The sequence below is a fragment of the Lentimicrobiaceae bacterium genome (assembly GCA_028697555.1).
GTDB lineage: Bacteria > Bacteroidota > Bacteroidia > Bacteroidales > UBA4417 > UBA4417.
The window spans coordinates 1-26652 of record JAQVEX010000007.1 but is presented as its reverse complement, the minus strand read 5'-3'; the positions used below and the strand labels follow the sequence as shown (position 1 = coordinate 26652).

Here is a 26652-nt window from a genome sequence, read left to right as displayed (position 1 = left end):
AAACACCATTGTCAGAATTGGCATGGACTAGGAAAGCTAAAAAAGTAAATTAGAATTTGAGTGGGTGAAATTTTAAACATAGGATTAGATGCGGGTTCAACTACCATAAAAGTTGTACTTACCGATAGTAATAAAAACATAGTATATAAGACTTACGGCAGGCACTACGCTGATGTATTGGGCAGTTTGATTAATATTTTTGACGAAATAATCGTTAAATTCGGCAATATTAAAGTGCGTATGGCAATTACCGGCTCTGCCGGAATGGGAATAGCCGAAAGGTCTAATCTTAGTTTTATTCAAGAGGTTGTTGCTTCGTGCGAACTTATTGAAGACATGTACCCTGATACTTCCGTATTTGTTGATATTGGCGGCGAAGACTCGAAGATGATATTTTTTAGTAAAGGGAAATCGCCGGACATGAGAATGAACGGAAGTTGTGCAGGCGGCACCGGCTCTTTCATCGACCAAATGGCATCTTTGCTGAACGTCAGTATTGATGAATTTAACAGTTTAGCTGAAAATGCAAAAAATACTTATCCAATAGCTTCTCGCTGTGGTGTGTTTTCAAAGACAGACGTACAAAACTTGCTTGCCAGAAATGTGTGCAGAGAAGATATTGCCGCATCGGTTTTTAAAGCTGTCAGTATGCAAGTTATAACGGCTCTTGCAAGAGGTTACAAACCCAAACCTAAGGTGTTTTTGTGCGGAGGTCCTTTGACTTTTATTCCCGAACTACGTAAGGCATTTATAAACGAAATAAATTTCAGCGACTCCGATGTTACTATTTCGGAGCATTCGGAAGTTATACCGGCTTGGGGTGCTGCTATATTAGCCGAAGAAAAGTCGGAGGTAAAAACCTTGAAGGAATTTATTGATATTATCAAAAATCCCGTATCGAATATTACAGCTGCTAAATCTAATCTCAGACCGCTATTCGAGAGCGAGGCGGAATTTAATGATTGGAAAAAATCTAAAGAAAAATACAAAATACCAACTATCGAAATTAGCAATTTAAAAACCGACAACTGCTACATAGGCGTTGATAGCGGCTCAACTACGACAAAAATTGTAGCAATCGACGAAGACGATAATGTATTTTTTAAATACTACTCGAAAAATAAAGGTACATCCTTAAACACTTTTACCGAGGGCTTGAATTTATTGATGTCGGAAGCTAAGAAACACAACAAAGACCTTAACGTTATTGGAACTTGTGCCACAGGCTACGGCGAAGATTTAATAAAAACCGCATACCAACTTGACCACGGAATGGTCGAAACCATTGCTCACTACTTGGCTGCCTGCCATTTTCAAAAAGATGTCTCGTTTATTCTTGATATCGGCGGTCAGGATATGAAAGCCACATTTATACAAAACGAAATTATTAAAAGGTTGGAAATAAATGAGGCATGCTCGTCGGGTTGCGGCTCGTTTATAGAAACATTTGCCAACTCGCTCAATTACGATGTGAAAAGTTTTTCTGAAATAGCTCTTCAATCTAAATCGCCATGCGATTTGGGAACACGTTGCACTGTGTTTATGAACTCCAAAGTCAAGCAATCGCAGCGCGAAGGTGCAGACGTAGCCGACATTTCAGCAGGATTGGGTTATTCGGTCATCAAAAACTGTTTGAACAAAGTTCTTAAAATAAAAGACAAGAAAGAACTTGGCGACCATATTATGGTGCAGGGCGGCACTTTCAGAAACTTGTCGGTTTTAAGGGCTTTGGAAATTGAGCTAAACAAAGAGGTAATGGTTACCGACCAACCCGAACACATGGGAGCTTACGGAGCTGCCTTGTACGCAAAAAAAATGCACCAATCGGGTAAAAATACCGAACGCAAGTTGTCGCAATTTGTTAAGCCGATTATTAAGAGCGAAAAGAAATTAAACTGTAAGGGCTGCGAAAACAACTGTTTGGTTACGCAATTCGTATTCGAAAACGGCAACAAGTATTATTCGGGCAATAAGTGTGAAAAAATATTCACAAATCAAGGTGAGAGACGGAAAAAAGGTATCAACATGCACGCCGAAAAATACGACTTGCTTTTCAACCGCGAGGTTAAGACTTCGGGAAAATTAAATTTGGGAATATTCAGAGGTTTAGGCATTTACGAGAATTATCCTTTTTGGAACAGCTTTTTCAATAGTTTTGATATAAACATTGTTTTGTCAGATAAATCAACAATGGATCTGTACGAAAAAGGCATAGCAACCGTTATGGCTGACAATATTTGTTTTCCTGCAAAATTAGTACACGGACATGTTTACGACTTGATAGAGAAAAAAGTTGACAGAATATTTTTTCCTTACGTTGTTTACGAGAAAAAGGAAGATGAATCGACTAACAACAGCTACAACTGTCCTATTGTAACGGGTTATTCCGATGTTATTATAAGTTCCATAGACCCCGAAAAAAATTATAATATCCCTGTCGATGCTCCTACATTTAACTTCAACAATAAAAATTTGATGAAGAAGTCTTGCAAGCAGTACTTGAAACAAATTTTACCCGACGTTGATTTGAAAAATTTCAATGCTGCTTTCGATAAGGCAATAGCCGAGCAAGAGCGCTACGAACGCACATTATGCAATAGAGCAAACGAAATTTATAACAAAGCCGTTGAAGAAAACAGAATAGTTATTTTGCTTGCCGCCAGACCTTACCACATAGACCCGTTAATTCAGCACAAAATATCCGACCTTATTTCTGATTTTGGCGTTGATGTTATTACCGAAAATATAGTCAGAAACCTTGAAACCGACGCCAAAAAAGTGCAAAGCGTTATGCAATGGGCGTACACCAACAGAATTTTTAAATCGGCATTGTGGGTTGCAAATGAAAAAAGCAACTTGGTTCATTACGTGCAAATAACTTCGTTTGGCTGCGGTCCCGACGCATTTATATTGGACGAAGTAAACGATATATTAAGACGTGGCGGTAAAAATGCAACCGTTATTAAAGTTGACGATATCAATAATGTTGGCTCTGTAAAACTCCGATTCCGTTCTCTGATTGAGAGTTTGAGATTTAAAAACACTTCTGAAATCAAGCCAAAGAAAATTCAAATACAAACGCCTCCGTTTACTAAAAAAGACCGACAACGTACAATATTAGCACCTTGGTTCGGCGATTTTTATTCTCCGTTTATACCTTCGGCTTTCGAAATGATGGGCTATAAGTTGGAAAACTTGCCTCCAAGCGACATAAATACGGTCAAGTACGGACTAAGATATTCCAACAACGAGATTTGCTATCCGGCAACTTTGGTTGTAGGCGACCTTATAAAAGCCCTTGATACAGGCAAGTACAAGCGAGATGAAATCGCTTTGGGTATTACTCAAACAGGTGGACAATGCCGTGCAACCAATTACGTAGCTCTGATTAAAAAAGCAATGATTGCCTCCGGACACGGCGATATACCAATAGTTACGGTTTCGTTTACCGCAGGATTGAACGAGCAACCCGGATTTAAAATCAATTGGTTTAAGGGTATAAAAAGCATCTTAACTTGCTTGGTTTACGCCGACTGTCTGTCTCAGTTTTACTACTCTACCGTTCCTCGCGAAACAGTTAAAGGTGCATCGGAAAAAATAAAAAATAAATATATCGAATTAGGTGCCGATGCATTGAGAGACAACAATGACAAGATTTTTTACAAGTTGGTAGTTGATGCAAAAAATGAATTTGCTTCAGTTAACAGCTTCGCAGATATTCCCCGAATTGGCGTTGTAGGCGAAATTTACGTCAAGTACAACAACTTCGGACACAAAAATGTTGTAAATTGGCTTATGGAACAAGGTGTTGAGCCGGTTTTGCCTCCTATTGTCAAATTCTTTATCTCTTCTTTTGCAAACAAAGAAGCAAGAATTGAAGGAAATGTTATGAACAGACAAATCCCAAAATTTGCTTCCGATTTTGCCTTGAAACTGATATATAAGGTTATCCACAAGATGGAAAAAAACTTGCACGACTATCCCTACTACGTTCCCATAACCAATATTCACGACGACGCTAAAATGGCATCGGATATAATAAACCTTAACGCTCAGTTTGGCGAAGGTTGGCAAATACCCGCCGAGTTTGCCGAATTTGCTCACAACGGTATAAATAATGTCGTTAGCTTACAACCGTTTGGATGCATTGCAAATCACGTTATCTCAAAAGGAATTGAAAAAAGAACCAAAGAAGTGTATCCTAATATGAACTTGCTGTTTTTAGATTTCGACAGCGGTATGAGCGAAGCAAACATTTTCAACAGACTGCACTTTATGATTAAAAACGCTCAAAAGGAAATGCATTATCAGTATTCATAACACTTACAAACGCACATCACGTCTCCAAAATTAATGTTTGGGTAATTTTTTGTCTTTAAAATTCAATCTCGAATAATATATAGACATTACCGCTCCGCCCAAAAGCAATATAGCTCCTAATGCCGAAAGCGGTTCAAGTTGTTCGCCTTGTATCCAGCTTACTTGCATTCGGTATAAAATACTCATTACTACAACGGTAATAATAGGGTTAAGCGTAATAATGATGCTGACTTTATACGCTTCTATATGCTTTAAAGCCACAGCCAAAAAGCCGTAAGCCAACAAAGTATTAGCTCCCAAAAAAATCATTATAAGCCACTGATTTATGTTTAGGTTGCCAAATACTGAGAAATTGGCTACAGGTATGTAAAACAAAGCCGGAATCAGATATATAAAAAGATTCAACAACTGAGTATTGTACTGTTTTACCAATTTTTTCTGATTTATTGCGTAAACCACCCACGAAACTGCCGCAAAAACGATTAACAAAAAGCCTAAGTTAAAGCTTTCGTCAACCATTACTTTCAATTGATTGAAATAAAAAAGCACGAGCCCGCAAAAGGCTATAATTATCCCTACCAACTGTTTTGTATTAAACTTCTCCTTATAAAAAACAACTCCTACAATTGCCAACATAATAGGTCCCATCTGGATAAATACCTGTGTTGTTGATGGCGACGTATAGTCCAAACCTTTGGCATAACCGTAATAGTTAAATCCCAAACAAATACCTGCCAACAATAGAGCCGGCGGAAACTTTTTGAGTATGTTTTTTAAATCGTTTGGCTTGCGAAAAACAAAATACAGCAACAAAACTGTGGCTGCAAAAGCAAATCTAAACCATACCATTGTTTGTGCATCTATAAAACGAAGTGCAACCTCGACTACAATAGCCAAAAATCCCCATAGCAAAGCCGTTACACAAACCGACAATATTCCCTTTGTCTGCGATTTCATTGATTATTTCTTTTTGTAATTTTTGAGACGCCAAAATTATAACCAATGCCTAAATCTAAATACCGAAAACTTGTAAATTTATTAAAACTCATGCCTGTTATCGGGTAATAACAGAATTTGAACATAAATTTATCGTTTAAAATCAGTCTATAGCCCAATTGGTAATATATATAGGGCTTGTATTTCAATTTATCTTCGCGTAAATCATAATTGTAGTTTGAATAAAAATTATGTATCAAACCCATGCCAAACTCTAACTTGTGTTTTGAATTTCCAAAAAGTGCTACCAACGAAGTGTTCAGGTTAAAATCTTTTCCTCTCGAAGGTCGTAATACACTTGTGCCAATGCCGGCACGCGGCTTAAAAGTAAATTTCTTGACGTTTAAAACATTTGCTTCGTAGCTGACAATAGTGTAGGGATATTGAGTAGGCAACGAAACATATACAGTATGCAAATAGTTTTCATCTTGCGAGTACGAAACAATGCTAACCCACAATAAAACTAACGTTAATATAAATGCTCTGCAATTTTGTTTCATAAAACATCAAGAATCTGTTCGGTTATTTCCTCAATTAATTTGTCGGATTTATTAATCAATATTGTTAGTGTAAACTTGTCTTTGGGCGAATAAAGCACAATACTTTCAAATCCTACAATATTTCCGTCGTGACCGAAATAATCATCATCGTCAAATTCAAACGAAATAACCCCGTTACAAAAAGACGAAATATGTTCGTTGTCAGAATCAGCAGAATAACAAGTTTTCATAATATCAAGCGATTGTTCGCTCAGAATTTTATTGTTGAACAATAAATGAAAAAATTTTGCAATATCGCCGCTGTTTGAAACTATATTTCCCGAACAATAAGCCGCAGAAGCAAGGGATGTGTATTCGGGAAAGTGAGTGTATTTTTCTCTATCGAAGAAAAACTGTCTGTCGTAACCGCAAATTAATGTGTTACTTGTTTGAATAGGTGCAAAAAATGTGTTATTAATATTGTGTTCCGACAGCATTTCGCTCAAAAGCTCATCAAACCTTTTATTGCTCGCCTTTTCGGCTATTATGCCAAGCAATAAATAATTGGAGTTACAATATTCGTGCTTTGCGTTAACGTCAAACATCGTAATGGAATTTAAAACCATATCGGCTAGTTCGTACGGATTCCAGATTTTCGCAGGATTTGATGCCGACACAAATAACAAATTCGGGTAAGTATATAATTCCCTTAATCCGCTGCTATGGTTCAGCAAGTTGTAGATGTTTATATCATCAAATCTTTCCAAAACATCAAAATATTTTGAAATTTTATCGTTCAAATTAAGTTTTCCCTCCTCGCTTAATTTAAAAATTACAGTAGCCACAATACTTTTTGTTATGCTTGCTACTCTGAAAGTATTGGCATTGCTAAGCTCAACGGCTCTGTCGATATCGGTATTTCCAAAGGATTTTGTCCAAATTTCGCCTAAACTATCGACAATTGAAATTTGAACGCAAGGAACATCGTTTTTGTTTATGAAATTGCACACAATATCGCTGATGGAAGCAGCTTTTTCGTACGATACAAAATCTGTAGTCGGGAGATTGTCGTAATCTTCGCACTTGTAGTCTCTGTCTTCACTGCAAGCAATAAAAAAGCTGATACTTATTCCGAAAATAAATATTGTAAAGAATACTTTTTTAATTTTTTTCATAAAAATAATCTGCACAAAACAAGTTCGTTACAAATGTACTAAATATGGGGAAATAGGATTTTTTATCCTGAAAAAATCAGTTGATGCAGAAATAAACCATTTATTCTACGCAAATTTTGCGAAGAATATCATTGTTATTCTACGCACAGTATATACCTATTTTAGTTGTCAAAACTATTATTGTAAAACTGATTTATTAAGAATAGCTAGATTTGGCTGCTGATGATAATTATCCATTATAACGAACAATAGACAACTATATGCAAAAAGAAATCTCTTAATTTTTCATCCTGAAAAATCTCTTAACGTAAAAATAATACATCAAAAAAGTACGGCTTTAAGAAAAATAAGTAATTTTATGACCTCAAATAATCAAGTAAAATTGGTTTACTTTGCAAAATAGCAGATTATAAATTGTAAAATTTAGATATGAAAAACGTTCTGTACACATTGATATTATTGCTGTTAATAATAAACGTTCGAGCCGACAACTACAAATACACGTCGGGTGGCAGGCAGGCGTCTATGGGCTACACTTCGGTAACATCAACCGATTTTTGGAGTGTAACCAATAACCAGGCAGGACTTGCCTTTTACAACCAAAGCGGCGTTGGTCTGTATTACGAAAACAGATTTTTGCTTAAAGAAATGGGATTTCAGCAAGCAGCTTTTGCACTCAAAACTCAATACGGCTCTTTTGGAGTTTCGGCATCGTATAGCGGCGACGCCAATTACAACACTGCTATGGGCGGAATTGCCTACTCCATGATGCTTGGAAAAAATATTGCAGCGGGCGTACAAATTGACGTGCTCAACACCTCTCTTCCCGAAAACTACGGAAAAAAGACAAACGTAACCTTCGAAATAGGAATTATGGCTAAAATTACCGAAAATATAATTTTCGGAGCTCACACTTTCAATCCTATTCAAGCTAAACTAAGCGACTACAACGACGAAAGGATTCCTTCTACCATTAACGCCGGTTTGTCTTACATATTCAACGACAAACTCGTTATCGCTGCCGAAGCATTTAAGCAATCAGACAGAAACATGGAGTTTAGGTCTGGATTGGAATACAAGTTTGTAGATTTCGCTTTTGCAAGAATAGGCATTGCAACTCAACCGTACAGGTACACGTTCGGCGTTGGACTTCAGCTAAGCAATTTCTTTATCGACCTTTCCTCTAATGTTCATCAAATATTAGGATATTCGCCTCAAATTTCGTTACAATATAAGTTTGGTAAATGAAAAAGCTTTTAGTATGTCCTTACATCAAAAATATTTAAGACGTATGAAAAATATAATACCCTTGTTCTCATTGATGTTTGTTTTGCTGTTGGCAGGAACTAAGGTTTTTTCGCAAGAAATCGACACAATTCAGTCGGCACCTATAAACGACGCTATTGAACAACAAATGGAAAATATTATTGAACGTTTGGATAGCGAAGTTGACCTCAGCGAATTTGTTACGGATATCGAATATTTAAAATATAATCCCGTAAACCTCAACGCCAAAGACGAAAGCGAACTTCGCCGACTACCGCTGCTCAACGAACAGCAGATTAAAAACTTACAGGAATACAAGCAAAATTACGGCGATATCACTTCACTTTTTGAACTTATAACTATCGAAGGGTTTAGCGATGATTTTATAATGCTAATCAGTCCTTACGTTACACTTTCCGAATATGTCCCCGAAAAATTTAGTCTGAAAAGGGCTTTTAAATACGGCAAAACCAATATATTGATGCGTTATCAACGTGTTTTGCAAGAACAAAAGGGCTACCGACAATTCAACGATTCAACATTTGCCTTAAACCCAAACAGATATTATTTAGGCAGTCCCGATGCTCTTCTGATAAGGGCTCAATACAACTACAAAAACTATTTGCGTTTCGGCTTTGTTGCCGAAAAAGATGCGGGCGAACCGCTCTTCCACAAGTACGATACTCTGAAAAAAGGCTTCGACTTTTATTCACTCCATTTTATGCTTAAAGATGTTGGCTTTGTGAAACAACTTGCCATTGGCGATTACAGAGTGCAATTGGGACAGGGCTTAGTTATGTGGAATGGTTTTACTATGGGCAAAATGAACGGCAGCTTGGTTTCTCGCAGGTACGGCGACCCAATAAAACCGCACAGCTCGTCAAATGAATATACATTTATGCGTGGTGCTGCAACAACATTGGGTTTTGGGAATTTTGAGTTTACGGTTTTTTATGGTAATACTCCAAAAGATGCAGGCATAATCACTTCCGATTCCTTAGCAGATATAGAACAAAGAATTTCGTCTATTCAAGAAACCGGATATCACAGGACTTTGGGCGAAATAAACAAGAAAAACTCTGTAAAAGAGCAAGCCATAGGCGGAAGAGTTACTTACAGATTTAATTCTTTGAATATTGGAGCCTCTGCACTAAACCTAAGCTACAACATGCCTTTTGTTGAAAACACCGCTTTGTACAAAAAGTTTTATCCATCGTTGGAAAACAATACATACTTTGGCGTTGATTATAGCACGATATATAAAAAACTTACGCTCTACGGTGAATTTGCATATCAATTAGATGCAGGAACGGCTTTTCTGCAAGGTGCTTCGTTTTCGCCCGACCCAAAAATATCTCTGTCGGCTGTGTTCCGAAACTACCAAAAAAATTACTTTAATCCCAAAAGCAATGCCTTCGGCGAAAATGGCAACAACACCAACGAAAGCGGCTTGTACTTGGGAGTTATAACTACTCCGCTAAATAAGGTTACAATTAGTGCCTACGCCGATATGTTTGAGTACAAATGGCTGAAATACCGCGTTGATGCTCCTTCAAAAGGAAGTGAATATGCTACACAGCTGACTTACGAGTTTTCCAGACGTGGAGAAATTATCGGAAGCTACAGAAAAATGATAAATCCACAAAATTTCATCAGCAGCGAATTTAAACTAAACAAAATAGGCACCATCTCCCGCGACTATTACCGTATTCAGTTCAACTATCAACTACTTTCGTGGCTGAAAGTCCAAAATCGTTTTGAATTTATAAACCGAAACTCGGTAACTAAGGGTAAAGAAGTTGGACATCTGATTTATCAGGGAATACAAATAAAACCTGCAAATAAAAATTGGCGTTTAGATATGCGTTACGTTTTATTTGATACCGATTCTTACGACACCAGAATTTATACCTACGAAAACGATGTTCCGTATTCGTTTTCAATACCCTCATTTTACGGCAATGGCAGCAGATTTTACGCTATGTTCAGAACAGACCTAAACCGCAACGTAACCGTCATGCTCAGATATGCTATAACTCATTACAACGACAGGCATACAATAAGTTCTGACTTATCCGAAATTCAAGGTAATAACAAATCGGATTTTAAAGCTGTATTACGATTAAAATTTTAATCTTTTGCGCTACCAATCAAATTTGTGTTATCTTTGCCCGATAAAAAAGAAATCAATCATTTACTAATTAAATTTAATTCATATGTTTAAAGGACAACCAAAAGGACTAATTCCAGCAGCTTTAGCCAACATGGGAGAACGCTTTGGATTCTACGTAATGATGGCTATTTTGCTACTGTTTCTGAACAATAAGTTCGGATTTTCCGGCTCTGAAGGAGCTATTATTTATTCGGTTTTCTACGCTTTAATCTACATCTTAGCATTAGTTGGCGGATTAATCGCAGATAAAACGAAAAAGTACAAAAACACAATTATGGCAGGTTTGTTGCTAATGACGATTGGATATATCCTCATTGCAATTCCTACTGAAACGCCTGTAAAAAACTTCCCCTTAATTCTTGCTTATACTTGTTTCGGACTGTTTGCCATTGCTTTTGGTAACGGTTTGTTTAAAGGAAACTTGCAAGCAGTTGTGGGTCAGCTTTACGACAATCCTCAGTACGCCGAAAAACGTGAGACAGGTTTCCAAATCTTCTACATGTTTATCAACTTGGGTGCTATGTTTGCTCCTATCATGGCAGTTGGTTTAAGAAACTGGTGGGTGCAATTCAACGGATTTAAATTCGATGCTGACTTACCCGCACTTTGTAACCAATATTTAAATGGCACTATTGCACCGGACGCACAAATGCGTTTGTCGGAATTGGCTGTACAAGTAGGAGATAAAACGGGCGACTTAACTGTCTTTGCCAACCAGTATTTAAATGTTTTTATGGAAGGCTACCACTACTCTTTTGGTATTGCAATATTTGCAATGTTAATTTCTCTAGCAATTTTTGTATCAAACAAAAAGAAATTACCAGATCCTTCACTAAAATCTGCTGATACAAAACAAGATGCTAACGTAGTTGAAATGGATGTAAAAGAAATCAGACAACGTATGTACGCTCTATTTGCTGTTTTTGGCGTTGTTATTTTCTTCTGGTTCTCGTTCCACCAAAACGGACAAACACTTACACTATTTGCCAGCGACTACACAAAAATGATAAATATCAACTTAGGCTTTACTACCTTACAAGGGGCGGAAGTGTTCCAAGCATTTAATCCTATTTTTGTTGTTACGCTTACTCCTATAATCATCGGGCTATTCGGTTGGATGCGTAATAGAGGATGGGAAGTATCTACTCCTAAGAAAATTGCAATAGGTATGGGAATTGCCGCTTTAGCATTTGGAATAATGACAATAGGTTCAATAGGATTGCCGGATGCTGCAGAAAGAATTGCAAAGGGCGGACTAACCGAAGCTGAACGTGTTTCGCCATTCTTGTTGATTATTACTTATTTTGTTTTAACCGTTGCCGAACTGTTTATTTCTCCTTTGGGCATTGCTTTCGTTTCGAAAGTTGCTCCTCCAAAATATCAAGGAATTATGCAAGGCGGATGGCTAAGTGCTACTGCTTTAGGAAATCAACTTCTATTTATCGGTGTTATTTTCTACAATAGCATTCCGGTATGGGCAACATGGATGATTTTCGTTGTAGCATGTCTAATCTCTATGACTACAATGTTAGTAATGCTCAAATGGTTAGAACGAGTTGCTAAGTAATGCAATAAGTTTCATCATAAAAAAAAGACTGCCAAAAGCAGTCTTTTTTTTGTTACGAGTTGCGGGGGCTAGTTATGAGTCGGGAATCTCATCGACGCTCGCTCGCTTTTGCAAAGCGAGCGGCGAAGACTAAAAGTCCCAACATTTTCACCACTTAGACTAAATTATTAGATTTAACTGCTGTGCCTCTAAAGACAGGCTATTAATAATGACACTCCTATCAATCCACTATTTTCGGCATTTCGATACAACGATATCTCGCTTCGCTCAATATCGGCACTCAATGACCGAAAATGTCGTCACTCATCACTCCCGAATACTCGGGACAAGCCATCACCCACCACGTAACACGAACCACGCAACTCGTAACCATACAACACGCAACACTAACCGATGCTCGCTCGCTTTTGCAAAGCGAGCGGCGAAGACTAAAAGTCCCAACATTTTCACCACTTAGACTAAATTATTAGATTTAATTGCTGTGCCTTTAAAGACAGGCTATTAATAATGACACTAATATCAATCCACTATTTTCGGCATTTCGATACACCGATATCTCGCTTCGCTCAATATCGGCACTCAATGACCGAAAATGTCGTCACTCATCTCTCATCACTCATCTCTCATCACCACCACGCAACACGCAACACTAACCCACAACCCACTCAATCTCTTTAAAATCAAATTGATGCAGCTTGCTGCCGTATTCTATTTCCAATTGTCCGTACTCGTTTACACGCATTACTCTGGCAATAACCTCAGACCCCTGAATTTTAAATTTTTGCAAACAGTTTGTTTTGTATAAGTTTTCGTGATACAAGTTGTTTATGTAAACATATCTATCTGCAAACAAAAGCGAATAATTGCTTAAAATATGTTTCATAACTTCCTGCAACATCACGTTCAGGTCGTAGGTTTTATGAGTGATCTGCTTAAGCGAAATAGGGTTTGGAGCATCGCTCAAAAAAACTTCCTGATTTATATTTATTCCAACACCCCACACCGAGTATTTTATTTTGTTGTCGGAAATATAGTTTTTTATCAAAATGCCTATAATCTTATTGTTGCCAACATAAATATCGTTGGGCCACTTTATTGTAACTATTTCGTCTTCAACGTTATCCGAAATGAAATCGCACAAAGCAACAGAAAGAAGCTTATTCATGTAAAACTGCTTTTCTATGGCAATATCGGGTTTTAAAATAACTGTAAACGTTAAATTTTTACCTTCTTCACTTTCCCACTTGTTGCTTCCTGCACCTTTTCCCGACGTTTGAAAATCGGAAATCAAAACAGTAGTTTTTTCAATACCTCCGCTCTCAATCAAACGACAGGCTTCATTATTTGTGGAATCAATTGTATCGTACCTTATTATATTGTAATCAAAATCAGACATAAATATTTTTTTACAAAAGTAATCAGTATTTGCATTTAAAGTTTCGTCCTTTCTCACAAATAAATGATTAATAAATAATTGTTAAATAAAAATAATAAAAAACCAATATTTTATAGTTCTGAATTAAATACTACCTTTGTACTCGAATAAAAATGTAAAACTTAATTATTGTTAATGAATAAAGATAAAACAGAATTATTACTAACCAACATTGTGCAAAGTATTGAGAATAAAAAAGGTGACGACATTGTTAGCATAGATTTTTCAAAGACACCTAATTCAGTTGCAAAATACTTTGTTATTTGCTCGGCAAATTCAAAAGCACAAGTTGATGCTATTGTTGATGAAATTAAAATTAATGCTAAAAAACTTTTAAACGAAAACGCCATTCATACCGAAGGTCTTGATAATAAGGAATGGGTGCTAATCGACTACTTTGATGTTGTTGTACATGTTTTTCAACCAAGCTCACGCCAATACTATCAAATTGAAAAACTTTGGGCTGATGTTCCCCAAAAACAACATTAATACTTAAACTAATACATCTTACTATATGAAAAAAGACAATAAATTTAAACCTAATAATAAAAAGAAATTCAATTTCAGTTTAAACTGGATATACCTTGTACTGATTGCAGTTTTTCTGTCGTTCTTTTTTACAAATACCGGTGGCAACGCCCCCGAAAATATTGGTTGGGGTGAACTTAAAAGTATTATCGAGGATAAGGATGTTGAAAAAATAATTCTTGTAAACAAAGAATACGCCGAAATATTTATAAAAAAAGATAGTATTTCTAAAAGCAGATACAGCGAAGATGGCAAGCAAAAGAAATACAGTACAAGCAACCCGCAGTACAAAATTCAAATTGCATCTGTAGAAAACTTTGAAAAAGACGTAAGAGAAGCACAAGAAGGTTTTGAAACCGTAATATATCCCATAGCCGTAACACGTAAGAGTTGGGGCAGCGACTTCCTTCCAATTGTTTTACCCTTTGTTATAATTATTGTGCTATGGATAGTTATTATGCGATACATGAGCAGAGGTGCCGGAGGCGGAGGAGGTGCAATATTCAACGTCGGCAAATCAAAGGCTCAACTATTTGATAAAGATACAAGTGTAAAAATCAACTTCAACGATGTTGCGGGCTTAGAAGAGGCAAAAATAGAAGTTATGGAAATTGTGGATTTTCTGAAAAATCCGAAAAAATATACACGATTGGGTGGTAAAATACCCAAAGGTGCGTTGTTAGTTGGACCTCCGGGCACGGGAAAGACTTTGTTAGCCAAAGCAGTTGCCGGCGAAGCACAAGTGCCTTTCTTTTCGCTTTCGGGTTCCGACTTTGTTGAAATGTTTGTAGGAGTCGGTGCATCAAGGGTTAGAGACCTATTTAAACAAGCAAAAGAAAAAGCTCCTAGCATCATTTTTATAGATGAGATTGATGCCGTTGGCAGAGCCAGAGGCAGAAGTTCGTTGACAGGAGCTAACGATGAAAGAGAAAGCACCCTGAACCAATTGCTGACCGAAATGGACGGCTTTCAAACCAACACAGGCGTTATTATACTTGCCGCCACAAACCGCGCCGACGTACTAGACAGGGCATTGCTACGTGCCGGACGATTCGACAGACAAATCTACATTGAACTGCCCGAACTTGAAGAAAGAAAAGCTATTTTTAAAGTTCATACAAAAGGCATTAAAACCGACGATACAGTCGATATTAACTTTTTGGCTAAACAAACCCCTGGCTTTTCAGGTGCCGATATTGCAAATGTGTGCAACGAAGCAGCTCTTATTGCCGCTAGAGCCAATAAAGACTTCGTAGGCAAGCAAGACTTCCTTGACGCAGTCGATAGAATTGTGGGCGGACTTGAAAAAAGAAGTAAAATTATTTCGCCTAAGGAAAAAAGAGTTATTGCATATCACGAATCGGGACACGCTACGGTTAGCTGGCTTTGCGAACACGCTCATCCGCTCATTAAAGTTACCATTGTACCTCGTGGAAAAGCTTTGGGTGCAGCTTGGTACTTGCCCGAAGAACGACAGCTTACAACTTACAACCAAATGTACGACGAAATTACCGCTACCCTTGGCGGTAGAGCTGCCGAAGAAGTGGTATTTGGCGAAATTTCTACGGGTGCACTTAACGACCTTGAGAAAGTTACCAAACAAGCATACGCTATGGTGGCTTACTTCGGTTTAAATGAAAAAATCGGCAACTTGAGCTTCTACGACTCGTCTGGGCAACAAGAGTATAGCTTTAACAAACCATTTAGTGAAGAAACCGCTAAAATCATCGACCAAGAAATCAGTAAATTGGTTGAAGAAGCATATCAAAGAGCTAAACAAATTTTAGCAGATAACAGAGAAAAGTTGGATATGCTCGCTAATAAACTCTTGGAAAAAGAAGTAATTTTCAGAGACGACTTGGAAGAAATTTTTGGAAAAAGACCTTTTGATGAAGATGAAGATATAGTACAGGAAGCAGAAGTAGTAGAAGAACAAGAAAATTCAAAAGTTGAAGACACAGTTGCAAAAGATGACGATAACATCTCCGAAAAGGAACAAAATTCTTCTGAAGATGTTTCCAAAGTAGATGTATCCGATACAAATAACATCGACAGCTAATTTTCTAAAATAATCAATATGGAAGAAAGTACATCAAGAGAAAAAGTTCTGAAAAAAATTAGAGAAGCGCTACTACACAAGACGGACAACCCGTTTAAACACTTCGATATTGATACTCCTGTATATACTAAGAGCCACGAAATAATTGACGTTAACTTTGCCGAAGTATTCAACAGCTTAGGAGGAGTTTTTATTTATTGCGAGTCGGAAGTTGAACTTACAGCCGCTCTTGCAGGACTTATTAAAGAATGTAATTGGGATAAAATGATATGCAAACATCCGGCTATACAGTTCATTTTAAACAGCATTTCGGCAACCTACACCGACGACGACTCAATAATCGATAGTAGTTTTGTCGCTATTACAAATTGCAAATACCTGCTCTCGCAAACCGGAAGCATTGTTCTATCATCAGAATACGGAACAAAAATATTTTCCATTCCCGATACGTTGGTGGTTGTGGCATATACAAATCAGCTTGCCGAAAGTCTGACACAAATGTTTTCCGAAATTTCTCAAAACAAAAGTTTCGACAATTCGCAACTAACAATTATAACCGGAACAGGCTCTATAAATCCTACAGGTAACACGTTTATAAATCAAGGGGTTGCTCCTAACAATCTGTTTTTAATACTTGTTGAAGCAAATCATTAAAATAATAGCATATGACCGATGTAAACGACTGGAAAATGATATATTGCACAAACCAAATTGTTGAAGTAGAAATTATTAAAAACATTTTGGATGAAAATGGTATTATCTGTGTCGATATTAACAAAATGGACTCGGCATACCTATTTGGTGAAATTGAACTGTACGTGCAGCCTGAATTTGAAGAAAAAGCAAAATCTTTAATACCCGATTTTAGTGAGTAAGAATTTTTTAATACGCACAATTACAGCTATATGCTTCGTAGTTATTATGGTTGGTTCCATAATGTTAGGCAGAATATACTACGCCATAGTTATGTACTTTGTTTTGATTGCGGCGATATATGAACTTTCAAAACTCATAAAAGTAAAAGACCCTAACTTCAGCCTTGTATCATCTTTAACACTCGGAAGCATTACCTACCTACTCATTGCCTTAGTTGCTTTTAAAATACTTTCGCATTCTGCATTAGTATTATTAGTTGTTATAGCTTTTTCAGCCATTTTAATAGAATTGTTTCGTAAAAAAACAGATCCTATACTAAATGTATCTACGGCATTGTTTAGCATAATATACACCGCAATACCATTGGCTTTGAGTTTGTTTTTATTTACAGACAACGGCGAAACCGTATTTGAAAAAAGAATTCTAATATTAGGTTACTTTTTTATTATATGGGTTTACGATTCCGGCGCTTACATTATCGGCTCGATATTCGGCAAAAATAAAGTCGATGTAGAAATATCGCCTCTAAAAACCTGGGAAGGTTGCCTTGGTGGTGCGTTTTTTGCTATAATTACGGCTCTCATATTATCCAAATACTTCAGTATTTTAAACACTTGTCAGTGGGTAATATTATCAGTAATAATTTCAATTACTGCCGTTATGGGCGATTTTTTGGAATCATTATTTAAAAGAAGTGTAAACGTTAAAGACTCCGGCAAACTCCTACCAGGACACGGCGGTGTACTCGACCGTTTCGACTCGATGATTATGTCTATGCCTTTCGTTTTCTGCTATCTGTTTTTTGTACTTTATTACTGATTAGGCTTAATCCAAAAGTAGCGCTTTTTTTAAAAGAAAAATGTCTTTAGTTTTTAGCCATTGGCTATTGGCTGTTAGCTGTTGGCTAAGTATAGCTAATAGCCAAGAGCTAAAAGCTAAAAGCAACTTACAAAAGCCGTATAACGGCGTCCCATTTGTAACAAAATAATAAAAATCTTAAGTCAGGTGCGTAGCACCGAACCATTAAACCATTTTTGCAAAAATTTATATCTAAAAAAAGTCGACTTAATTGTCAAAAGTGATACCTTTATAAAGAAAGTTTTACTCTTTTTTGTGGCACGACAATCACAGTAGAAGTAAATTTAACTCATTTTATTAAAACACATTTCAATGGTGATATTTGTACGTGCTACAGCACCTATTTTGAAGATCAAACAGCTAATAACAAAAATTAGCCTTTGAAATAATCACAATTTTTGTAATTTTGTTTGTGCATTTTTAATTTTTTCGACAGAAATGAGAATACACAAAGAAGGGAAAAACATAATATTAATTTCGTGTGCTATTACCATAATACTTGTAATAGCCACACTTTATGCTCCTTTTTTGTCGGCTCTATCGAAAATCTTAATTATTGCTTTTTTGGTAATAACAGAATTTTTAATAATCAGATTCTTTCGAATCCCGAATAGAATTTTAGTACACGACGATAATCTTATAATGAGTCCAGCTGATGGGACAATAGTCGCGATTGAAAAAGTTTTTGAAAAAGAATTTTTCAACGACACTCGACTACAAATATCAATTTTTATGTCCATTTACGATGTACACGCCAATCTGTACCCCGTAAGCGGAAAAATTGTTTATTCAAAATATCATAAGGGAAAATACATTATTGCAAGATATCCTAAATCGTCTCAACTTAATGAACATCATTCGGTTGTTGTTAAAAGTCCCGCCGCAGGCGAAATACTTGTAAAACAAATAGCCGGTGCTGTTGCCAGACGAATTGTAAATTATTCTGAAATAAATACCGAAGTCAAACAAGGCGAACAAATTGGATTTATCAAATTCGGTAGCAGAGTCGATTTGTTTTTACCCGAAAACACTTCACTAAAAGTACATCTTAAACAAAAAGTAAAAGCCGGCATTACTCCTATTGCCGTTATAAATAGAAATCAAATAATAATTAACATCTAATAAAAATTAACAAAATGGAAATTACAGGAAGAATAGTAAAAATACTACCATTACTTACAGGCGAAGGCAAAAACGGACCTTGGAAAAAACAAGAATTTGTTGTCGAAACAAACCTTGAAAGTCAATACCCAAAGAAAATATGTTTCTCAATGTGGGGAGATAGAATTGACCAATCGCCGTTAAATGAAAACGAAAATGTAAAAGTATTTTTCGATATAGAAAGTCGCGAATACAACGAACGCTGGTACACCGATTGCCGTGCATGGCGCGTCGATAAGGTTCAAAACACGCCGACTGCAAGTGAAATGCAATCGCAAATTCCCACCGACCCGGCATCGCAACCTACAAGCATAGAACCGGAACAGGAATTTATTGAAGAAGACGACCTACCATTCTAATTTTTGAATTAAAAAAATCAAACAATGAAACACAACCACATAATTGCAGCTATTTTTTTATTAATCAGTTTTAGTTTATCGGCACAAATAATACCGCAAAACGAAAGTTGTACCAGCATAATGGTTGGCAAAAAGGCTTCTTTCGATGGTTCGGTCATCACTTGCCATTCTTGCGATAGTTACTATCGTTCTTGGCTAAACATGGAGCCCGCCGCCGATCATCCCGATACGGCAATGCAAGCTATATATAAAGGTAACATGCATACTAGAAGTTTTAAAGACCAATCGACTAGAACCGTTGCCGGCTATATACCTCAGGTTAAACATACGTACAAGTATTTTAACACCGCCTATCCTAGCATGAACGAAAAACAACTTGCTATAGGCGAAACAACTTTTTCGGGACCCGATACTTTGGTTAATAAAAATGCGATGTTTATGATAGAAGAACTGCAAAAAGTTGCACTTCAAAGATGCGACAATGCCAGAGATGCTATCAGAACAATAGGCGAAATGATTGAAAAATACGGCTACGCCGATAAAGGCGAATGCCTCACAATTGCCGACAAAAATGAAGTTTGGCAAATGGAAATTTTGGGCGAAGGTCCCGATAAAATCGGTGGAGTATGGGCTGCACAGCGTATCCCTGACGACCACGTGGGTATTTCGGCTAATATTTCACGTATTGGCGAAGTAGATTTTAATAATCCCGACTACTTTATGGCTAGCAAGAATGTTAAATCTGTTGCGAAAGAATTTGGTTTGTGGGACGGAAAAGAACCTTTTAAATTTTGGAAAGCATACGGCAATACAGATAAACCTTTCAAAATTAGAGAATACTGGGTGCTGAGCCAACTCGCTCCTTCGCTAAATTTAAGTATGGATATGGACGAACTGCCTTTTTCGGTTAAACCCGAAAAGAAAGTTACAATTCAACAACTTAGCGAATTTTATCGCTCTACCTATGAAGGAACCGAATACGACATGACCAAGAATCAAATCTACATCAAAACAGTTAAAACCGATTCTATCACCACCTACGATACCATAATAAATCCCGTTGCAAACCCGTGGGTAATGCACTACGAACGCAGTTTGATAAACCAAATTGCACCCAATACTATAGACTTTCAGCGTACGGTTTCCGTATCGTGGTGTTCGTACTCGCATATAATGCAACTCCGCGATTGGCTACCCGATGAAATAGGTGCTGTTAGCTGGTTTTCTTTCGATAATCCGGGACAAAGTCCCAGAATACCTATCTATATGGGAGCAACTAAATTGCCAGCCGGATTTGATGTGTGCGGTTATAGAGTTTACGACGAAAATGCAGCCATTTGGAACTATCGTAGAGCCAACAGATTAGCTACAGTTGCTTGGGGACTTACAAAAGATGTTATGAATAAAAACATCTTAGAATATGAAGAAAAAGCCCTGTTTGAAACACCGGAATTAGAGAAAAAAGTAGAAGAACTACTGAAAAACGACAAACTTAAAGAAGCTCAAACCTTGCTAAACAACTACAGTTCCGACTTTGCCGCCGCCACTGCACAACGATGGAAAGAAATGGAATACAGATTCTGGAGCAGATTTGGAAATGGATTTTAACTGGGTGATGAGTGGTCGGTGGTACGAATTTCTGAGTTTTGAGTTATGAGTTTCCAAACTATAGACTCAAAACTCAAGACTAACCCACTCATCACTCACCACTCACCACTCACCACCCATTAATAAGTTCGTTATAAAGTTTTAGTATCTTAATATTATGATAATCACAGTTATGAAAAACAATGAAAAATTTTTTTATTTATATAATATGTTTATCTTTGTGGTGTTTTTTTTAAAACAATTGTATTGTTTATAGCTAAAAACGAAAATAGGGTACATTATTTTTTAAAATTTAACATTTTGTAACGCCTTCTGTTTCATTTGGTTATAAGCGAAGTTAATAAAAAAACAAAAAATTTTTAAGACACTTGTAGGGGTATTTTGACTTTAAAGTGTCTTAATTATAGAAGGTGTTTTATATTTGATATTATGACTAGACTTATTGGATATAGTTTTATGGCAAGAACCATTGGATGCAACTTTAGTTTTGCACATGGATTCAACCAAACTGGCTTATCTATATTATGCCATAATTTTTCCAGCTTTCTTGTTCCGTTAGGCGTAGTATCATTAAATATAAAACAAAAAATATAAACCAACTTACAAGCTTTTAAAGTAAGCTTTATGGGTTGGTTTTTTTATTATTATTAAATTTGAAAACTATTAAATATTAAATATAAAACGTTCTATTAAATTAATTATTAACAAAAAAACCTAAAAACAAAAAACAGAAAAAAAGAAGAGCGCCTTCCTCCAACAACGTATAACAAATAAAATGTGCGGCATTGGCGCCAGGACAAAAATTAATGCCAATACGTAAATTAAATAAATTATTAACAAAAACTTACACACAATGAAAAAAATTTTAACATTATTGTTTGTTCTTCTAGCGTTCTCATGGACTGCAAAAGCAGGTGTGTCAGATGACTACATATTCACCCAGAGCAACGGAACGTACACCGAAATTACAGGTGGTACTGTGTTTGCTACCGGAAACTGGGACGGTAAGCGTGAGCAAGTCCCATTGGGCTTCTCATTTGAGTTTAACGGTGTAACCCTTACACAAGTTTACCTCAGTCTTGATGGATTTGTATCTGAATCATATAATTCATCGTACTCTCCTATATCAAGCACAACTACCGGAGCTTTCATTATTTCAGGATTTGGTAGAGACCTTCAAGGATTATCATCGATGGGGTCTGAAGTAAGATACGAAACCATCGGAACCGCACCTAACAGAGTATTTGTTGCTCAATGGAAGAATGTCAAAAGATGGGGTTCCTCATACACTGGCGATAACCTAAACTTCCAAATTCGCTTGTACGAAACATCGAATATAGCTGAATTTGTGTACGGCGACTGTTCAACAGGCTATACAGGTACCAATGGCGCGCAAGTAGGTTTAAGAGGTACAACTAGAAACGATTACAACAACAGACGTGTCTCTTGGGTTGCTTCTCAACCTGGGACATCTTATTCTAACACAATACCCTTTAACTCTTCAAATGCTCCCACAGACGGGCTAACATATCAATTTATTAAAACTCCACCTATTCCTCCATTGCCGGTTATTATGGAATATCCTGAAAACTTAGCAACAGGAGTACATGTCGATACCCAACTACAATGGGATGTTGATATGAACGGCGGATTCCCTACACAATACCGTGTTTATGTTGGAACAGATAATCCTCCAACCAACTTACATAATGGTACTATTACAACTAATAGATGGTTCAATTTAACAGGTTTAAATACCGGTACACAGTATTTCTGGCAAATAGTACCTTCTAACCCTTACGGTGCTGCAGTTAGTAACCCTATTTGGTCGTTTACCACAGCAACCTACGGTTCTCTTGCAGGTACTGTTTACGATGTTGACGGCGTTACTCCTGTAGAAGGAGCAACAGTATATTTCACACCTGCAGTAGCCGGCGTATTACCACAAACTACAGGTGCTGACGGTAAATTTAACTTTGGTCTTAACACCTTACCTACAGGTTCATATACTGTTGGTGCTGAAGCTACAGGATATACTATTACAACGGTACAAAACGTAGTAATAGCATCTAATACTCTTACCAGCATTAGTATAACACTACAACAGCCGGATATGGCTATTACTCCAAACCCATACAACCAAGTACTTAATCCTAACGAAGTATTTACAGGTCAATTGAATATTGATAACTCAGGAACAGGTGCTTTGGAATGGACTGCTACTGTTGGCGGATGGAGTTCAGCTAACCATGACTGGTTAGATGTTCCTGTACTTAACGGAACTGTTGCTCCGGGTAACAACCGCAACATTCCTGTTAACTTCAATGCTACAGACTACGAAGCAGGACAATCAGAATCGGCTGTTATTACATTTACTTCGGTTAACAAAACCATTAATGTTCCTGTTAGCATGATAGTTATGGGTACACCATTGACTCCTGTTAGCTGGACGACAGCTGCCATTACAGATCAGCTTACTGGGGCTACCATAGTATCGTGGAGCCACCGCCCTGAAGCAGGTAGCGGTTTCCAATTCTATTCAATTAGCAGAAACGGCGTACAAGTTCACGTTGCTACATCAGGTAACGTATGGAACGGGGACATATTACCAGACTATGGTATCTACGAGTACTGCGTAAGCGCTGTTTATGCCGAAGGTGCTACAGCTCCAGCTTGTGCTGAAGTTGAATGGTCATCACCTGAATTGGTATACGCTCCTACAACTCTTAAAGACACATTGTTCTCAGGAGAAAATAGACCTATTGGTCCTGTTAGATTGAATTTAGGAAATACCGGATTAGGAACTTTGGCATACAATATTAGCTACGGTGTCGCTGCAGGTATCCCAGCTTCAAGCTATTGTGCTGCGAAAGGTGGCTGCGACGAATATATCTCAAGAGTAGTATTCGCAGGTATAGATAACAGCTCGGCTTGTACACAATATGCAGATTATACACATTTGGTTGCTCAAGTTCAACAAGGACAAACTTATCCTCTAACAGTACACAATGGAAATGCTTGGAGTTCCGACAGAATTGACGTTCACTTCGACTGGAACAGAAACGGAGTTTTCGAAGCATCGGAAGGGCAAACTATTAGTGGTTATAACCCTGGAACTGCTAACATTACTATCCCGGCTACAATAGAAGACGGATATGTTATGATGCGTATCAGATTACGCTACAGCAGTAGTATAAACCCATGCGGCACATATTCGTATGGTGAAGTGGAAGATTATTCACTACTTGTTGGAGATTTATCTTTCATTACTGACGTTCAGCCAAAACAAGGAACTGTTCCTTCAGAAGGAAATCAAACCGTTGATGTTTGGTTTGGTGCTACCGGCATCTATTCTGCACCAGGTGTGTACAACGATGCTATTACACTCGTAACCAACGACGTTAATAACCCAAGCGTTAATATTCCGGCTATAATGACTGTTATTACTCCCGGAACGCTTGAAGGTACAGTTACCGAATTTGGTTCTAACCAACCTCTACAAAACGTTGCTGTTACTGTTAGCGGTACTACCACTTACACCGACCAAAACGGAAATTACAGCATGCTTCTTGCTGCAGGTCCTCACACAGCTACGTACGACTTGTTAGGATATCAACAAGAAACAAGAGCATTCAATATTACAGAAAACGTTACTACAACTCTTAACGTTAGCTTGAAAGAACTTGCTAACGCTCCTAACTGTGCTAGCGCTGAAGTTAACCCTGAAGATACCAGAGCTCTTGTTGAATGGTGTGTACCTCACGGTCCTTACCAACTAGGATATGACGACGGTACTGCTGAAAACTACACGGCTTGGGCTGAAGCTGGTAACGTTAACGCTGTGAAATTTACCCCAAGAGGTTATCCTGCTACTATAGTTGGTGGTCGTTTCTACGTTGGAGACGGTAGCTTCCCAGTTAACGGAAACATTATCGGTCAACCTTTCGACGTGATTGTTTACGCTGCCGACGGTGCTAACGGAATGCCCGGTACTGAACTTGGCGTGGCTATGGCTACTGCAGATAACTTCGGTTGGGTTACTGTTGGCGGTCTAGATGCTACCATTACTGAGGGTGACTTCTACCTTGGAATGCGTCAAATGACTGCTGCTCCTAACTGCGTACCTTTGGGTGTAGACGAAACGCTTCCTAAAGCTTTCAAGAGCTACTCAATTAACGAAACTAATGGTGGAAGCTGGGTACTTAGTCCTTACCAAGACTTTATGATTCAAGCTATAGTTAACGGTCCTTTAACAAGAGGTGCTGTTCTTAGCAACCAAACTGTACATCCACAAAAAGTGGACGGACAAATTTCATTGTATCCTACTCAAGCTACATCTGGAGTACAAAATGTTGCCGCTACTGTTAAACCGGCTAACGATTTCAGCGTAAGCGATGCTGTATCAAGCTACAGACTACAAAGACTCAGCGTTGCTGATCCTACTGTTGCTTGGCAAGGTGTTGCTCCTGCTTCAGGTGCTGAAGTTACAAATATTTCAGGTACTACATACACCGACGGTGGCTCTACTTGGGCTGCTTTACCGGCTGGTTGGTATGCATACTGCGTAAAAGCTGCTTACCCAAGCGGTGACCTTTCAGAATGTACATACACCAACGTTGTACCTCATAAACTATTTGCCGACATTACATTTAACGTACAACTAATTTGCGGTTTTGTTCCTGCTGAAGGTGCTATTGTTACTGTTGAAGGACAAGAGTATCCGTACATGAGTGCTACACAAACTATACCTACTGGTGGTTCGGTTGTATTTGATAACCTAATTAAAGGTAGATACGATGTTACTATCTCATACACAGGGTATTACACCTACTATGCTACAATAGATGTTAACGGAAACGCTACACACACTATCATACTTGAAGATAGAAGATGGGCTCCGAAAAACCTATTTGTTGATGAGCTAACACTTCACGCTACTTGGGAAGAAAGTAAAGCTGCGCTTGTTGATGAAGACTTCGAAGGACCTATATTCCCACCAGCAGGTTGGACAGAACATACTTTGAACGCTACTTGTGGTTGGTATGCTACTGACGATGGTTCTAGCGACTACTTTGATGTACCGCCGCACACAACTTATGCTATTTCTAACGACGACCTTAACAACGGTGATAGCTCGGAAGACTACTTAGATACTCCGGTTATAGACCTAACATCAGGTCCTAGCTATGTATTAACTTTCGAACACTTCTTTACCGGCGCATACAGTGCTTCAGGAACTGTTAAAATGAGTACCGACGGTGGTGCTAACTTTACTGCTATTTACAGTGCTACTCCTGTTTCGGCTTGGACTAAAGTTGAACTTGACTTATCAGCATTCTCGGGTGCTACAGGATACGACAATGTTATGATACGCTTCCACTTTGATGACGGCGGACAATGGTCATCAGGTTGGGCTATAGACGATGTATTGGTTGAATCAGGCGGTGTTGAAAACCAAGGTTATCAATTCTTCTTAGATAATACTATTGAAGGTCCTCAACTACCTAACGATCAACTTGAATATGATATTCCTCCGGCACACGTAGTATACGGACAAACATACGTTGCAGGTGTTGCAGGTGTGTATTGCTCGGGTTATTCTGAACAAGCTACCTATACATTCACTAGCAGATTCCTTGAACCTCCTATTAATCTTACTGCTGAAGATTATTCTAACGAAATTCTTCTGTCTGCTAAGTTAATGTGGGAAGCTCCTGGTGGCAGTGGACCAACTCCTGGTAATGCATTTACTGAAAACTTCGACGGAACAACAATTCCTTCTAATTGGACTG

17 protein-coding genes are annotated in these 26652 nt (G+C 37.7%); 13 read left to right on the top strand and 4 right to left on the bottom strand.

Features of this window, described 5'->3' with window-relative positions:
- The first annotated feature begins 60 nt into the window (after positions 1–60).
- Entirely contained in the window at positions 61–4320 is a 4260-nt protein-coding gene (locus tag PHP31_01875; GenBank protein MDD3738029.1) for a BadF/BadG/BcrA/BcrD ATPase family protein, read from the top strand.
- A gap of 30 nt (positions 4321–4350) precedes the next feature.
- Here PHP31_01875 and PHP31_01870 read toward each other — a convergent pair whose 3' ends face one another.
- The 3 genes from PHP31_01870 to PHP31_01860 are packed head-to-tail and all read right to left on the bottom strand — an operon-like array spanning position 4351 to position 6970.
- Entirely contained in the window at positions 4351–5277 is a 927-nt protein-coding gene (locus PHP31_01870; GenBank protein MDD3738028.1) for a DMT family transporter, read from the bottom strand.
- Positions 5274–5816, bottom strand: coding sequence for a hypothetical protein (locus tag PHP31_01865; protein MDD3738027.1), 543 nt, complete (start codon positions 5814–5816; stop codon positions 5274–5276). The genes PHP31_01870 and PHP31_01865 overlap by 4 nt, the downstream gene beginning before the upstream one ends.
- A complete protein-coding gene (locus tag PHP31_01860) occupies positions 5813–6970 on the bottom strand; it encodes a serine hydrolase (GenBank protein ID MDD3738026.1) in 1158 nt (385 codons plus the stop codon). The genes PHP31_01865 and PHP31_01860 overlap by 4 nt, the downstream gene beginning before the upstream one ends.
- Before the next feature lie 429 nt (positions 6971–7399).
- On the opposite strand from PHP31_01860, the gene PHP31_01855 reads away from it, so the two are divergent.
- The 3 genes from PHP31_01855 to PHP31_01845 all read left to right on the top strand — a co-directional run bounded on the left by PHP31_01855 (position 7400) and on the right by PHP31_01845 (position 11976).
- Positions 7400–8218, top strand: coding sequence for a hypothetical protein (locus PHP31_01855; GenBank protein MDD3738025.1), 819 nt, complete (start codon positions 7400–7402; stop codon positions 8216–8218).
- Positions 8219–8261: 43 nt separating this feature from the next.
- Complete coding sequence (locus tag PHP31_01850) at positions 8262–10370, top strand: helix-hairpin-helix domain-containing protein (GenBank protein ID MDD3738024.1); 2109 nt, start codon at positions 8262–8264, stop codon at positions 10368–10370.
- Positions 10371–10452: 82 nt separating this feature from the next.
- Positions 10453–11976 carry a peptide MFS transporter gene (locus PHP31_01845; protein MDD3738023.1) on the top strand — a complete coding sequence of 508 codons (1524 nt, stop codon included), beginning with the start codon at positions 10453–10455 and terminating at the stop codon, positions 11974–11976.
- A gap of 649 nt (positions 11977–12625) precedes the next feature.
- On the opposite strand, the gene PHP31_01840 is transcribed toward PHP31_01845, so the two are convergent.
- Positions 12626–13372: a biotin--[acetyl-CoA-carboxylase] ligase gene (locus PHP31_01840; protein MDD3738022.1), complete on the bottom strand. Its 747-nt coding sequence runs from the start codon at positions 13370–13372 to the stop codon at positions 12626–12628.
- 174 nt (positions 13373–13546) lie between these two features.
- Between PHP31_01840 and rsfS the strand changes: the two genes are divergently transcribed.
- The 9 genes from rsfS to PHP31_01795 form a co-directional block, all read left to right on the top strand.
- Positions 13547–13900 (top strand): ribosome silencing factor, encoded by a 354-nt coding sequence (gene rsfS / locus PHP31_01835; GenBank protein ID MDD3738021.1) that lies wholly within the window; start codon positions 13547–13549, stop codon positions 13898–13900.
- Positions 13901–13925: 25 nt separating this feature from the next.
- Complete coding sequence (gene ftsH / locus PHP31_01830) at positions 13926–15998, top strand: ATP-dependent zinc metalloprotease FtsH (GenBank protein MDD3738020.1); 2073 nt, start codon at positions 13926–13928, stop codon at positions 15996–15998.
- A gap of 18 nt (positions 15999–16016) precedes the next feature.
- Complete coding sequence (locus tag PHP31_01825) at positions 16017–16652, top strand: LUD domain-containing protein (protein MDD3738019.1); 636 nt, start codon at positions 16017–16019, stop codon at positions 16650–16652.
- 11 nt (positions 16653–16663) lie between these two features.
- Entirely contained in the window at positions 16664–16873 is a 210-nt protein-coding gene (locus PHP31_01820; GenBank protein ID MDD3738018.1) for a DUF2007 domain-containing protein, read from the top strand.
- Positions 16866–17693 carry a CDP-archaeol synthase gene (locus tag PHP31_01815; protein MDD3738017.1) on the top strand — a complete coding sequence of 276 codons (828 nt, stop codon included), beginning with the start codon at positions 16866–16868 and terminating at the stop codon, positions 17691–17693. The genes PHP31_01820 and PHP31_01815 overlap by 8 nt, the downstream gene beginning before the upstream one ends.
- 477 nt (positions 17694–18170) lie before the next feature.
- A complete protein-coding gene (locus tag PHP31_01810; GenBank protein MDD3738016.1) occupies positions 18171–18854 on the top strand; it encodes a phosphatidylserine decarboxylase family protein in 684 nt (227 codons plus the stop codon).
- 14 nt (positions 18855–18868) lie between these two features.
- On the top strand, positions 18869–19252 hold the full coding sequence (locus PHP31_01805) for a DUF3127 domain-containing protein (protein MDD3738015.1): 384 nt from the start codon (positions 18869–18871) through the stop codon (positions 19250–19252).
- Between the two features lie 24 nt (positions 19253–19276).
- Positions 19277–20860: a C69 family dipeptidase gene (locus PHP31_01800; GenBank protein ID MDD3738014.1), complete on the top strand. Its 1584-nt coding sequence runs from the start codon at positions 19277–19279 to the stop codon at positions 20858–20860.
- Between the two features lie 853 nt (positions 20861–21713).
- Positions 21714–26652 (top strand): carboxypeptidase regulatory-like domain-containing protein (locus PHP31_01795; protein ID MDD3738013.1); only part of this gene is annotated, 4939 nt, incomplete at its 3' end.